Below are 12,592 nucleotides of genomic sequence, written 5' to 3'. Positions count from 1 at the left end.
GCCACGCACGGCGCCCCCGGGAGGCTTCGGGCCTTCCGGGGGCGCCGTCGTCGTGTTCGCGCGGCCTACTGGGGCAGTCGGTAGACGCCCTGCTCGACCGGTTCGACCAGGCCGTCGGCGACCAGGCCGTCCAGGGCCCGGGCACGCTGCACCGCGTCCGGCCAGACGGCGTCCAGCCGGGCCTGCGGCACCGTGCCGTGCGCCTCGCGCAGCACCGCGAGCAGCTTGCCGCGCACCTGCCGGTCCGTCCCCTCGTAGGTCTGACCGCGCCGGGCCGGGCCCTCGTACGGCGGGCGGCCGGCCCGCTGCCAGGCACAGGCGGTGAACAGCGGGCAGTCCCCGCACTCCGGGCCGCGGGCGGTGCAGACCAGCGCGCCCAGCTCCATCACGCCGACCGCCCAGGTGGCGGCCGTCCCGGCGTCCTCGGGCAGCAGCGCGGTCGCGGTGCGGCGCTCGGCGGCGGTGGTGGCGGTGGCCGGGTACTCGACGCCGGTCACGGCGCGGGCGAAGACCCGGCGGACGTTGGTGTCCAGCACCACGTGCCGCTGGCGGAAGGCGAAGGAGGCGACCGCGGCGGCGGTGTACTCCCCCACCCCGGGCAGCGAGAGCAGCGTGGCGTGGTCGTCCGGGACCTCGCCGCCGTGCTCCTCGGTGATCGCCACGGCGGCCGCGTGCAGCCGCAGCGCGCGGCGCGGGTAGCCCAGCCGGCCCCACATCCGGACCGCCTCGCCGGGCGCCTCGGCGGCGAGGTCGGCGGGGGCGGGCCAGCGGGTGAGCCAGGCCCGCCAGGCGGGCAGCACCCGCTTCACCGGGGTCTGCTGGAGCATGAACTCGCTCACCATGACCGCCCAGGGCGTCGCGTCCGGGGTCCGCCAGGGCAGGTCGCGCTTGCTGGCCTCGTACCAGTCGATGACGGTCGAGTGCAGCAGCGGCAGGGGCATCGGCAGCGCGGGGGCTTCGGTGAGGGTGATGGCAGTCATGGCCCTTCGATCCTCCCACGGCCGGTGGACGCAGCCGAAGTGGAGGATTGTGTTCCGGTTGGGGCGAAATGGCCCGGAAGTCCGGGTTCAGCAGCTCCCTCGAACGGATCAAATGGCGGATCATGTGAAAGAAGGGGCGACTGTGCGGTGTTGGTGAGTCAATCGCCACACACAGTCTCGTAGAGTTTGATCGTGCCCTCTCTGCGTCAACCCGTGGGACCGCTGCCGGCCTCGATCTACTGGCGTCGGCGCGTCGTCGTGCTCGTCGCCGTCGCGGCGGTCGTCGCCCTGATCGCCTGGCTGATGACCGATCAGGGCGGGGGCGGTGACGGCGGATCATCGAGCAAGGCCGCCCAGGCCGCACCGCCCCAGTCCGAGAGCCAGACGCCCGCTCAGGCGATCACGCCCGGCGCCTCGCCGAGCGGCCCCGCGGCGCACCCCGCCACCGGCGGCACCGGCAGCGGGCCGGTGGTCAGCGGCGGCGGCAGCGAGGTCGGCCTCAGCGGAGGCGGCACCGGCGGTGGTGCCGGCGGCGCTGGTGGTGCCGGTGGTGCTGGTGCCGGCGGCTCCGGTGGTACCGGTGGCGCAGGTGGGACCGGTGGCGGCAACCCGGCGCCGGCGGGCGGGACCGGCGGCTCGGGCGGCACTCCGGCGGTGAACACCCCCGAGGTGATGGCACTTCCGGTCTGCTCCTCCTCGCAGGTCGCCCTGGAGCTGGCGGGCACCCAGAACTCGTACCAGCCCAAGGACAAGCCGAAGCTGGCCCTGACGGTCAAGAACTCCTCCGGCGCCAACTGCCGGGTGGACCTGGGCCGCACCGCCTCGGTGATCACGGTCAGCAGCGGCACCAACAACGACCGGGTCTGGTCCTCCGGCGACTGCCCGCCCGACAAGGGCAGCATCTGGGTGCAGATCCCGGCGAACGGCAGCCAGACCGAGACCTTCACCTGGGACCGCAGCCGCAGCAAGCCGCAGTGCGCCACCGCCGACCAGACGGCACCGGCGAACGGCACGTACGTGGTGCTCGCGGAGCTCACCGGGCTCTCCGGCGACAAGGTGTCGGCACGGACCTCGATCCGGCTGGACAACTGAGCGCACGTCAGTTCCGCGCGGAGCCCCCGACCGTGGTGTGGTCGGGGGCTCCGGCGTTGTGCGTCGCGATCGGGCCGGAACGCGGAACGACCCCGGGGAAGCGCCCCCGACGGATTCCGCAGCCCCGGGGGCCGTCCGTGGTCTGTCGCGCGTCGGGTCAGACGTAGCGCTCCAGGATGGACGATTCGGCAAGGCGGGACAGGCCCTCGCGGACCGAGCGGGCGCGGGTCTCGCCGACGCCCTCGACCGTCTGCAGGTCGTCGATGCTGGCGGCGAGCAGCTTCTGCAGACCGCCGAAGTGCTCGACCAGGCGCTCTATCACCGTGTTGGGCAGGCGCGGGATCTTCGCCAGCAGGCGGTAGCCGCGCGGGGAGACGGCGGCGTCCAGGGACTCCGGCGAGCCGGAGTAGCCGAGCGCCTTGGCGACCGTCTGCAGGTCCAGCAGCTCGGCGTGGGTGAGCGCCTCCAGGTCGGCCAGCACCTCGGTGACCGTCCGGCCCTTCTTGGCGGCGCGCTCCGGGAAGTAGTCCCGGGCGACCAGTTCGCGTTCCGGCTCCACGCCCGCGATCAGCTCGTCCAGCTGGAGCGAGAGCAGGCGGCCGTCGATGCCGAGCTCCAGCACGTAGCCGGCGATCTCGGTGGCGATCAGCCGGACCATCTCCAGGCGCTGGGCCACGGCGGTGACGTCCCGGACCGTCACCAGGTCCTCGATCTCCAGCGCGGAGAGCGTGCCGGCCACCTCGTCCAGGCGCAGCTTGTAGCGCTCCAGGGTGGCCAGCGCCTGGTTGGCGCGGGACAGGACGGTGGTGGAGTCCTCCAGCACCCGGCGGGTGCCGTTGACGTACATGGCGATCAGCCGCATCGAGTGCGAGACCGCGACCACCGGGTAGCCGGTCTGCCGGTTGACCCGCTCGGCGGTGCGGTGCCGGGTGCCGGTCTCGTCGGTGGGGATGGTGGAGTCCGGCATCAGGTGGACACCGGCCCGGACGATCTTGGTGATGTCCTTGTCCAGCACCACCGCCCCGTCGAGCTTGCACAGCTCGCGCAGCCGGGTCGCGCTGAACTCGACGTCCAGCACGAAGCCGCCGGTGCACAGGGACTCGACGGTCTTGTCGAAGCCCAGCACGATCAGGCCGCCGGTGTTGGCCCGCAGGACCCGTTCCAGGCCGTCACGAAGCGCGGTACCGGGCGCGATGGCGGTGAGGGAGGCCCGCAGCAGGGCCTCCTCACGGGAGGCCTTGTCCGCCCCCCGGTCGCTGGCTGCCACGTGACTCCTCCGGTCGACCCCGTGCCGCGCGCCTCGCGCCGTGCGCCGGTCCGCGGTCTGTTGCTCTGTCGCTCAGTACCGCTCGGTACTGCCTTCTGGCCAATGAGACTGGGGAGAGTCTAACTGCGTGCGGCTTCGGCAGGGCTTGGGTCAGCGCAGTTCGTCGGAGTCGAGCGGCTCCCAGCCGTCCATCAGCTCCTCCGGGTACGCCGGGACCTTCGCCGCGCGGGGCGCCGGCGGGGCCGACGGGACCTCACCACGCCCCTCGCCGCGCGGCTTGGCCGGGGCCCGGCGACGGCCCGGGATGGCCCGCAGCGCCTCGCCGATGTCGGCCACCTCGACCACCTTCATGCCCGGCGGCACCTTGCCCGGGTCCGGCGGGACCAGGGCGTGGGTGAAGCCCAGCCGGTGCGCCTCGGCGAGCCGGCGCTGCACACCCGTCACCCGCCGCACCTCGCCCGCCAGGCCGACCTCGCCGATCGCCACCAGGTTGCTGGGCAGCGGGGTGTCGGTGGAGGAGCTGGCCACCGCGAGCGCGACCGCGAGGTCCGCCGAGGGCTCGGTCAGCTTCACCCCGCCGACCGTCGCGGTGTAGATGTCCTGCTTGCCGAGCTTCACCCCGCCGTGCCGCTCGACCACGGCCAGGATCATCGCGATCCGGGGCGATTCCAGGCCCGAGGTCGTCCGGCGCGGGGAGGGGATCTGCGAATCCACCATCAGCGCCTGCACCTCGGCCACCAGCGGGCGCTTGCCCTCCAGGGTGACGGTGAGGCAGGTGCCCGGGACGGGCTTGTCACGCCTGGTCAGGAAGAGGCCGGAGGGATCGGCCAGGCCGACGATGCCCTCGTCGTGCAGCTCGAAGCAGCCCACCTCGTCGGTGGCGCCGTAGCGGTTCTTGACCCCGCGGATGAGCCGCAGCCGCGCGTGCCGGTCGCCCTCGAAGCTCAGCACCACGTCCACCAGGTGCTCCAGCAGGCGCGGGCCGGCGATCTGGCCGTCCTTGGTGACGTGGCCGACCAGCAGGGTGGCCATGCCGCGCTCCTTGGACGCCCGGATCAGCGCGCCCGCCACCTCGCGGACCTGGGCCGGGCCGCCGGGGGCGCCGTCCAGCTCGGCGGAGGCGATGGTCTGCACCGAGTCCAGGATCAGCAGGCCGGGGTTGACCGCCTCGATGTGCCCGAGCACCGCGCCGAGGTCCTGCTCGGCGGCGAGGTAGAGGTGCTCGGAGAGGGCGTTGATCCGGTCGGCGCGCAGCCGGACCTGGCCGGCCGACTCCTCGCCGGTGACGTAGAGCGTGCGGTGCTGCCCGGTGGCCGCCTTGGCGGCGACGTCCAGCAACAGGGTGGACTTGCCGACGCCGGGCTCGCCGGCCAGCAGCACCACCGCGCCGGGGACCAGGCCGCCGCCGAGCACCCGGTCCAGCTCCGGCACGCCCGTCGAACGGGCCGTCGCGACCTGGCCGTCCACCTGGGCGATCGGGCGGGCCGGCGCGCTGACCGGGCCGGCGGCGGTGGTGCGGATCGGCACCGCGCCGTACTCCTCGACCGTGCCCCAGGCATTGCACTCCGGGCAGCGGCCGACCCACTTGGGCAGCTGGTTGCCGCACTCGGTGCAGCGGTAGGCCGGGCGCGGCTTGGCGGTGGTCTTGGAACGCGGAGGCATGCGGCCCACGGTAGTGCCTGGGTGTGACAGCCGTGGTCCGCGACCGGACGCGCCGCGCGTCCACACACATGGGCGATGTTGTTACCCGAAAGAAGTACAGACCCGGCGATTGGCGGGGGCGGGCGGCCCGTTGTCCCTACCGTCGGACGGGTGACAACGCGAACTGTTGGGCCCGTCGGGGCGCCGGACGCCGTACTCGCGGCGTACGACCGGCAGGTGGACGGCCTGTTCACCTACTGCCTCTCGGTGCTGTGCGAACACGACGCGGCCGCCGACGCCCTGCGCGAGGTCCGCGAACTGGCCCGGCGGCACGGCGCCCGGCTGGCCGAACCCGGGCTGGTGCGGGCCTGGCTGTTCTCGCTGGCCCGGTACTGCTGCCTGCGGCGGCTGACGGACGGGGCGGGTGGGTCGGGTCGGGCGACTGGCCGGGCGGGGGTCGCCCCCGGGGCGGAGTCCGGGGTGGGGCCCGGGGCGGGGCTGAGCGAGGCCGAGGCGGTCCGGCGGCGACGTGAGCTGGCCTCGCTGGCCTGGCCGGAGGCTGCCGGTACGGACCCGGAGCAGCGCGAGGCGCTCGAGCTGTCCGTCCGGCACCGGCTGACCCCGCTGGAGGTGGCGGCCGTCCTCGGCCTGCCGTTCGAGCGGACCCGCGAGCTGCTCGGCGCCGCCGAGGCCGAGGTGGCCCGGACCAGGGCTGCGCTGCTGGTGCTCGGGGTGGGCAGCTGCCCCGAGCTGGACCGGCTGGGCGGGGCCGGGGCGGAGTCCTGGCGGGACTGGGTGCTCGGCCCGGCGCTGCGGCGGGAGCTGGTGCAGCACGTGCTGGACTGCCCGACCTGCCGGGGGACGGCGGAGCGGGTGTCCGCCGGGGAGGCGGCGGAGGGCGCGGCGGGGCTGTCGGGGCTGCCGCTGCTGACGGCACCGCCCTCGGTGGGCGGGGTTTCCGCCTCGGTGGGCGGGGTGACGTCGTCGGTGGGGGTGGCGGGGCGACGGGGGGCGGTGGCGGCAGAGCCCGGGCTGCGGTTCGACCACGGCGGCTTCCCCCGGCACCGGGCGCCCGACGCGGGCCGGGGGCTGGCGGTCCGGCGGCGGGTGGTGACCACCGGGGTGCTCGCGGCCGTCCTGGCGGCGCCGGTGGTCGCGCTGTGGGCCGGGCACCGGGGCGGTGCTGGGGCGGGGTCGGCGGCCTCGGTCTCGGCGGTGCGGGTGGACGAGGCCGGGCGGGACTCCGGGCAGCAGCCGTCGCGATCGTGGGCGGCGGGGGCCGGGGCGGATGCGGGCGCGGGGAAGCCGGGGCTGGAGCTGGCGGGTACGGGGGCCGAGGGTGCGGGCGGCGTCGGTGGCGTGGATGCAGAAACGTTGCTTCCCGGTTTTCCGCGGCTGACCTTCCAGGGACCGGCGGTCCCGGTACCGGGCCGGGGCGCGACCCCGCTCGGCAGCCCGGCCCTGGTCGCCGCCCCGGCCCCCGCGGTCGAACGGGCCCCCGCCTCCGGTGCGGCCGACCCGGCTCCGGCCGGGCTACTCACCGTCGAGGCCGCGGAGTACGGCAGCCGCACGGTGCTCACCCTCACCAACTCCGGTACCACGGAGATCCGTTGGCGCGCCGCGACGGGCGCCGGCTGGCTCCGCCTCAGCCGTGACTCGGGAACGCTGGCACCCGGGCAGCGGATCACCGTGATCGTCACCGTGGACGAGGACCTCGCGCCCACCACCCACTGGACCGCCCGGATCGCACTGCCGCCCTCGCAGGCGGTGGTCGCCCTGGAGGGCGGACCTGCGAGCCGGGGCGGGTCCGCGTCCTCCTCGGCGGAGCCCTCGCCGGGACCCTCGTCGGCACCGACCGGGGGGCCGACGGCCTCGGCTACGGCTACGGCTTCGCCGACCTCGACGCCGAGCCGGACGGGCACGCCGTCGCCGACGGGGTCGGGGGCGCCGTCACCCTCCGGATCACCGACCGGCACGGCGACGCCCTCGGCGACTCCGACGGGCAGCACCTCCCCGCGCCCGACGGGTGCGGCGTCGGCGCCGGGGCGGTAGGAGGGCCCGACTTCCGCTGCGCGCCCGGTGGGTGGGCGACTTCGGTGGCGCGTGGAAGGGCGCGCGCGGGCTCCGGGTCGAGATGTCCCCGCCGACCGGCCGGGGGACGGCGCCAGGGCGGTAGGAGGGCCCGACTGCCGCCGTGCGCCCGACGGGTGGGCGACGGAGGTGGCACGCGGAAGGGCACTCACGGGCTCGAGGAGGGCCCCGGCGGTCGGCCGGGGGCGGCGGCTCGGGGCGGCCCGGGCGTCAGGTGCGGTGGATCGGGGGGATCTGGTAGGTGCCGTCCAGTACGGACGGCTTGGGGCGGTAGAGGCGGATGATCGGGCGGAATTCGCCGAGGGGAGTGGGCAGCCAGTTGGCGGCGGCGGTGGGGTCGTCGGGCTGGTCGTGTTGGAGGGTGAGGGTCAGCGAGCCGTCCGGGGCGTAGACCAGGCCGCGGGTGCGGTCGCCGATGGAGTAGCGGTTGATGGGGTTCTCGACCAGGTAGTAGTCGGGCACCGAGTACATGGTGACGGACCAGAAGGCCTCGGCCGGCGGGGGCTGTTCGAAGCGGAGGGTGTAGCTGTTGGCACCGGTGAGCGGGCGGCCGTCGGAGTCGTCGTAGGTCACCGCGTACGAGGCCTCGTAGGCGTGGTTGCCCCAGAGGCCGGCGCGGGCGGCGGCGGCGCGGCTGAGGTAGGCGGCGCGGCGGTCGGGGATGCGCCACTCGGGGTCGTCCAGGGTGCCGGGGCCCAGGTGGTCGAGGTTGTAGTCGAAGAGGTGGAGCGCGGAGCGCCACTCGCCGGGCGGGTGCTCCTCGGGCGGGCGGGTGGCGTCCTCGACCCGTTCGCGTCCGGCGGCCAGGCCCTTGGCGAGTGCGAGGGTCCACTCCGCGGCGGCCGCGCGGTACGGGGAGGTGCCGTCGTCCAGCAGGCCGAGCGGGGCGAAGCGGCGCTGGTACTCGACGTCGGGGGTGGCCGGCGGGAAGGCCTGCATCCACACCCGCAGGCGCTCGAAGAAGGCCAGCCGCTCGGGGACGTCCGGGTCGGGCTCGGGCAGTCCGGCGACCAGGCCGCCGGGCTCCAGCGGTTCCAGGAGGAGTCCGGCCTGCAGCGCCTTGACCCGGGGCAGGTCGCTCGGGCCGTTGCAGGCGAAGCGGCCGACGATGGTGCCGACGGTGGTGGGCAGTTCGATCACCCGGTCCGGGTCCGGCGCGGTGCCGTGCCAGTCGGGCGGGACGACCAGCCAGGTCTGGGCGTCGGTGCCGGTGGCGCGGCTGCCGAGGTAGGCGACGTTGTCCGTCCAGGCGCCGATGAACTGCAGCACGTAGTAGGCGCCGGCGGTGTCCGGGACGTGCAGCAGCTGCGGGCCCTCGGAGAGGTCGAGCTGGGCGATCGAGTAGATCGTGTCGTTGTTGACCGAGACGAACTGGTCGCCCGGGCCGGCCAGCCGGGTGGCGTGGCTGAAGTGGTTGAACGGCGCCGCCGGGAGGGTGCCCAGGCCGCCCTTGGCGAAGCGCTCGACCATGGCGAGGCCGGCGACGAGCGGATAGCCGTAGACGTAGGCGTCGGCGGCCAGGGCTTCCAGCTCGGGCAGGTTCATCGGAGGGGTCCTTCATCGGGTCGGAGCCGGGTCGGTCGGGGCCGGGTCGGTCGGGGCCTGGGTCGGTCGGGGCCTGGGTCGGTCGGGGCCTGGGTCGGTCGGGCCCCGGGGGGCGGGGCTGGTCAGCGCGGGGTGAGCGGCGGGGGCTGCCAGCGTCCGTCCAGGACGGACGCCTCCGGGCCGTGGATCCGCAGCACGACGGCGAACGGGCCGTCCGGGGCGGGCAGCCAGTTGGCGGAGTGGTCGGCGTTCGCGGGGCGCTTGTGCTGGACGTAGAGGGTGAGGCCGCCGTCCCGGTCGCGGACCAGGCCGGGGGTGTCGCCGCCGACCGAGTAGCGGTCCAGGGTGTTGTCGACCAGCCGGTGCCCGGGGAGCGCGTACATGGTCGCGGACCAGAAGAAGCGGGCCGGGGGCAGGGCGTCCGGGGCGAAGCGGATCAGGTGGTCGCGGTCACTGGCGTTCGGCGGGCGGCGGCCCTCGCTGTCCGCCGCCCAACGGCCGTACCAGACCTCCTCGGCGGGCAGCCCGTACGGGCCGAGCTCGGCGGCGACGGCCTGCCGGAGGAAGTCCGCGCCGAGCTGTTCGCGGGTGCCGAACAGGCCTGCGGAGTCGCGGAGTTCGGCGAGGGCCCGGGTCAGCCGGGCGCGGCCGTCGGCGATCCCGCGGTCGAGCTCGGCGCGGACCTCCAGCGGGAGGACGGCGGGTTCGAACTCGCCGCGGCCGTCGATGCCGAGGTCGGTGAGGCGGCCGCGCAGCTCGGTCTCGGCGGGTGGCAGCTCGTCGGTCAGCGGGAAGAAGCCGAGCAGGAAGTCCAGGAAGGTGAGGAACTCGACGCCCTCCAGGACTTCGTCGCGCCAGACCGGCCAGAGCGGTTCGGGGGCGGGGGCGGGCGCCGGGGTGCCGGCGTACTCGTGCAGCGGGCGCAGCCGGTACTGCTCCTGGACGGCCTTCAGTGCGGCGAGGTCGGCGGGAGTGGTGCCGGTGAGGCGGGTGTGGCCGACGATGCCGACCAGCCGGGTGGTGGTGCGGATCACGCCGTGGAGGCCGGGCGGGGGCTCGCCGTGCCAGTCGGGGCCGGCCACCAGGTAGTCCCCGGCGTCCTGGCCGGTGGTCCGGGAACCGATCAACCCGGCGTGCAGGGTGTCGAGTTCGTGCACCGCTAGGACGTGGTAGCGGTCCTGGGCGGGGACCGAGAGCACCCACGGTTCGGCGCGCAGGTCGAGCCAGGCGTGGGAGGGGAGGGTGTCGTTGTCGGGGGTGACGGCGTCGGTGTCGGCGGGGGTGGCCGGTCGCGCGGCGTGCCGGAACACGCCGAACCCGCCGACGTAGCCGGGGTCCGCCTCGTCCAGGGCCTGGGCGTAGAGGGTGCGGTAGGTCCGCAGGACGGGGTGGCCGCGGATCCAGGCCTCGGCCGCGGTCGCGCGGATGGTGGCCGGATCGACGAGTGCCGGGTTGACCATGCTGTCGCTCTCCCAGGCCGGGTCAGGTCATGGATCGGGTCAGATCGTGGATCGCCGGATCAGATCATGGATCGAGCGATCGGTACATCTGGGATGCTAAGTGGGGTGGGGTGGGGTGGCACGTCGGGCGGCGCCCGGCCCGGCGCGGCTGCTCCGGCCCAGCCGATCCGGCACTCTGCTCAGCGCTAATCCGGGCGTGCGGGCGGCGGCGCCGGGACAAGCTGGGCGGCATGAAGATCCTCCTGCTCGGGGGCTCGTCCTTCCTCGGACGCGCCTACGCCGCCGAAGCGCTTGCCCGCGGCCACCAGGTCACCACCTTCAACCGCGGCCGCAGCGCCCCCGACCTGCCCGGGGTCGAGGCCGTCCGGGGCGACCGCGACAGCGCCGAGGACCTCGTCCGGCTGGTCGAGGGCCGCCGCTGGGACGCCGTCGTCGACACCTCCGCCCAGCAGCCCGCCCAGGCCGCGCTCTCCGCCCGGCTGCTGCGCGAGCGGGCCGACCACTACACCTTCGTCTCCTCGGTGCACGCCTACGCCGACTGGGCCACCCGGATGATCACCGAGGACTCCCCGCTCCTCCCCTGCCCCGCCGACGCCCCGCCCGGCCTGCCGTTCGGCCGGGAGCTGAAGGCGGGCGGCGAGCGCGCGGTGCTGGAGGGCTTCGGCGCCGGGCGCACCCTGGTGCTCAGCAGCGGGCTGCTGATCGGACCGTACGAGCGCGGCGGCCGGCTGCCCTGGTGGCTCGAGCGGATGGCCCGCGGCGGGCGGGTGCTCGCCCCCGGCGATCCGGGGCGGACCATGCAGGTGATCGACGTCCGGGACTTCGCCGCCTTCGGGCTCGACCTGCTGACGGCCGGGACGGCGGGGCGCTTCCTCACCACGGCGCCGCCCGGGCAGCTCACCTTCGGGCAGTGGCTGGAGACCTGCCGGGAGGTCGCGGGCGCGGCGGGCACCGAGCTGGTCCGGGTCGACGACGGGCCGCTGCTCGCCGAGGGGCCGGACCAGGTCACCCCCTGGTTCGAACTCCCCTTCTGGGCGCCGGACCTGCCGGACTGGGCGTACATCTGGCAGGTCGACAGCAGCCGCGCCCGGGCGGCCGGGCTGCGCTGCCGCCCGTTCGCGGAGACCGCGCGGGACACCTGGGAGTGGCTGCGCACCCGAGGGTCGGCCGAGGACACCGACACCGAGGGGCGCAAGCGTGCGCCGGGGTCGCAGTTCACCCAGGGCATCGAACCGGCCAAGGAGCAGCGGCTGTTGGCCGCGCACGGATGACGCGCCGCCGGTGACGCGGCGGAGTGGGAGGTCGGCCGGGTCGACTTCCCACTCCGGGTGGAGCACGCCTCAGTGGGTGCGGCGGGTCACCAACTCGGCGAGGGCCAGCAGCTCGTCGGCCGCGGACGGCTCCGGTACGGCCACGGCCAGCTGCGCCATCGCCGCGGCCATCCGCTCGCAGGACTCGCCCTGCGCCCAGCCTCGCCCGCCGGCCGCGTCGACGGCGGCCGCGCAGCGCGTCAACTCCTCGGGGCTGAACGGGCGTTCCAGCGCGTACAGCTCGGCGAGCCGGGCGCCCTCGGGGGTGCCCGAGCCGAGCGCCTTGACCACCGGCAGCGACTTCTTCCGGGCGACCAGGTCCGCGCCGACCGGCTTGCCGGTGACCGCTGGGTCCCCCCAGATGCCGATCAGGTCGTCGATCAGCTGGAAGGCCAGGCCGATCTCGCGGCCGAAGCCGTCCATCGCCTGCGCGGCCTCCTCCGTCCCGCCGCCGTACAGCGCGCCCATCGCGCAGGCGGCGCCGAGCAGGGCGCCGGTCTTGGCCTCGGCCATCGCCAGGCACTCGGTGAGCGAGACGTCGTTGCGCTGCTCGAAGGCGCAGTCGATCTGCTGGCCCTCGCAGAGTTCGACCACGCAGTCGGCCAGCCGGCGGATCGAGCCCCGGGCAGCCGGGTGGGCGTCCTCGGCGACCAGCCGCAGCGCGAGGGAGTGCATCGCGTCGCCGGCCAGGATGGCCTCGGTGGTGCCGAACACCCGCCAGGCGGTGGGCCGGTGGCGGCGGGTGTCGTCCCGGTCGATGACGTCGTCGTGGAGCAGGGTGAAGTTGTGCACCAGCTCCACCGCGGCGGCCGCGGCGACGGCCGTGCCGGGGGTGCCGCCGAGGGCCTGGGTGGCGGCGAGGACCAGGGCGGGACGGATCGCCTTGCCGGACGGGGCCTCGGAGGGCGTGCCGTCGGCCTCCCACCAGCCGAAGTGGTAGCCGGCCACCTTGCGCATCGTGCCGGGCAGCGAGTCGACGGCGGCCCGCAGCACCGGGTCGACCAGCCCGCGGGCGCGGGCGAGGATGTCGGCCGCCTCGTGGCCCTCTTTGTGGTCCCGCTCCAGCGTGGAGCTCGTCATGGGTTCCTCCCCCTGTAGGGCGCGTGCGTGGGACGGCCGGCCCGTCGGGCGGCCGGATTGCGCCGGGGCGGCGGGCCGGTGGCCGTACGCGCCGCGGCGCGCCGCCCGGCCGGGGTCGCCCGACCG

The 12,592-nt window shown here is 75.3% G+C and carries 9 protein-coding genes; 3 read left to right on the top strand and 6 right to left on the bottom strand.

Going from position 1 to position 12,592, the window contains the following annotated elements; all coding sequences use genetic code 11:
- Positions 1–65: 65 nt before the first annotated feature.
- Positions 66–980, bottom strand: a complete 915-nt coding sequence (locus O1G21_RS21785) for an HhH-GPD family protein (RefSeq protein ID WP_270146212.1) — start codon at positions 978–980, stop codon at positions 66–68.
- A gap of 192 nt (positions 981–1,172) precedes the next feature.
- Here O1G21_RS21785 and O1G21_RS21780 point away from each other — a divergent pair, with 192 nt between their 5' ends.
- Positions 1,173–2,072: a hypothetical protein gene (locus O1G21_RS21780; RefSeq protein ID WP_270146210.1), complete on the top strand. Its 900-nt coding sequence runs from the start codon at positions 1,173–1,175 to the stop codon at positions 2,070–2,072.
- 157 nt (positions 2,073–2,229) lie between these two features.
- Here O1G21_RS21780 and disA read toward each other — a convergent pair whose 3' ends face one another.
- The gene (gene disA, locus O1G21_RS21775; RefSeq protein ID WP_270151163.1) at positions 2,230–3,288 is read right to left on the bottom strand and encodes a DNA integrity scanning diadenylate cyclase DisA; all 1,059 of its coding nucleotides are present in this window, start codon (positions 3,286–3,288) and stop codon (positions 2,230–2,232) included.
- Between the two features lie 201 nt (positions 3,289–3,489).
- The gene (gene radA, locus O1G21_RS21770; protein ID WP_270146208.1) at positions 3,490–5,001 is read right to left on the bottom strand and encodes a DNA repair protein RadA; all 1,512 of its coding nucleotides are present in this window, start codon (positions 4,999–5,001) and stop codon (positions 3,490–3,492) included.
- A gap of 150 nt (positions 5,002–5,151) precedes the next feature.
- Between radA and O1G21_RS21765 the strand changes: the two genes are divergently transcribed.
- The gene (locus O1G21_RS21765) at positions 5,152–7,032 is read left to right on the top strand and encodes a BACON domain-containing protein (protein WP_270146207.1); all 1,881 of its coding nucleotides are present in this window, start codon (positions 5,152–5,154) and stop codon (positions 7,030–7,032) included.
- A 249-nt stretch (positions 7,033–7,281) separates the two neighbouring features.
- On the opposite strand, the gene O1G21_RS21760 is transcribed toward O1G21_RS21765, so the two are convergent.
- On the bottom strand, positions 7,282–8,616 hold the full coding sequence (locus O1G21_RS21760; protein WP_270146206.1) for a DUF1254 domain-containing protein: 1,335 nt from the start codon (positions 8,614–8,616) through the stop codon (positions 7,282–7,284).
- Between the two features lie 122 nt (positions 8,617–8,738).
- Positions 8,739–10,076 carry a DUF1254 domain-containing protein gene (locus O1G21_RS21755; protein WP_270146204.1) on the bottom strand — a complete coding sequence of 446 codons (1,338 nt, stop codon included), beginning with the start codon at positions 10,074–10,076 and terminating at the stop codon, positions 8,739–8,741.
- Between the two features lie 230 nt (positions 10,077–10,306).
- Here O1G21_RS21755 and O1G21_RS21750 point away from each other — a divergent pair, with 230 nt between their 5' ends.
- Positions 10,307–11,347: an NAD-dependent epimerase/dehydratase family protein gene (locus O1G21_RS21750; RefSeq protein ID WP_270146203.1), complete on the top strand. Its 1,041-nt coding sequence runs from the start codon at positions 10,307–10,309 to the stop codon at positions 11,345–11,347.
- 69 nt (positions 11,348–11,416) lie between these two features.
- On the opposite strand, the gene O1G21_RS21745 is transcribed toward O1G21_RS21750, so the two are convergent.
- Positions 11,417–12,466 carry a family 2 encapsulin nanocompartment cargo protein polyprenyl transferase gene (locus O1G21_RS21745; protein ID WP_270146202.1) on the bottom strand — a complete coding sequence of 350 codons (1,050 nt, stop codon included), beginning with the start codon at positions 12,464–12,466 and terminating at the stop codon, positions 11,417–11,419.
- Between the last annotated feature and the right edge of the window lie 126 nt (positions 12,467–12,592).

Origin of the sequence: Kitasatospora cathayae (genome assembly GCF_027627435.1) — a bacterium.
Lineage (GTDB): Bacteria > Actinomycetota > Actinomycetes > Streptomycetales > Streptomycetaceae > Kitasatospora > Kitasatospora cathayae.
Note: the sequence above shows the minus strand (reverse complement) of the source record. Positions and strands in the feature narration are given on the sequence as shown.

Excerpts from the sequence above, each read along its gene's own strand:
- O1G21_RS21785 (WP_270146212.1), bottom strand. The coding sequence starts at position 980 with ATGACTGCCATCACCCTCACCGAAGCCCCCGCGCTGCCGATGCCCCTG.
- radA (WP_270146208.1), bottom strand. The coding sequence starts at position 5,001 with ATGCCTCCGCGTTCCAAGACCACCGCCAAGCCGCGCCCGGCCTACCGC.
- O1G21_RS21760 (WP_270146206.1), bottom strand. The coding sequence starts at position 8,616 with ATGAACCTGCCCGAGCTGGAAGCCCTGGCCGCCGACGCCTACGTCTAC.
- O1G21_RS21755 (WP_270146204.1), bottom strand. The coding sequence starts at position 10,076 with ATGGTCAACCCGGCACTCGTCGATCCGGCCACCATCCGCGCGACCGCG.
- O1G21_RS21750 (WP_270146203.1), top strand. The coding sequence starts at position 10,307 with ATGAAGATCCTCCTGCTCGGGGGCTCGTCCTTCCTCGGACGCGCCTAC.
- O1G21_RS21745 (WP_270146202.1), bottom strand. The coding sequence starts at position 12,466 with ATGACGAGCTCCACGCTGGAGCGGGACCACAAAGAGGGCCACGAGGCG.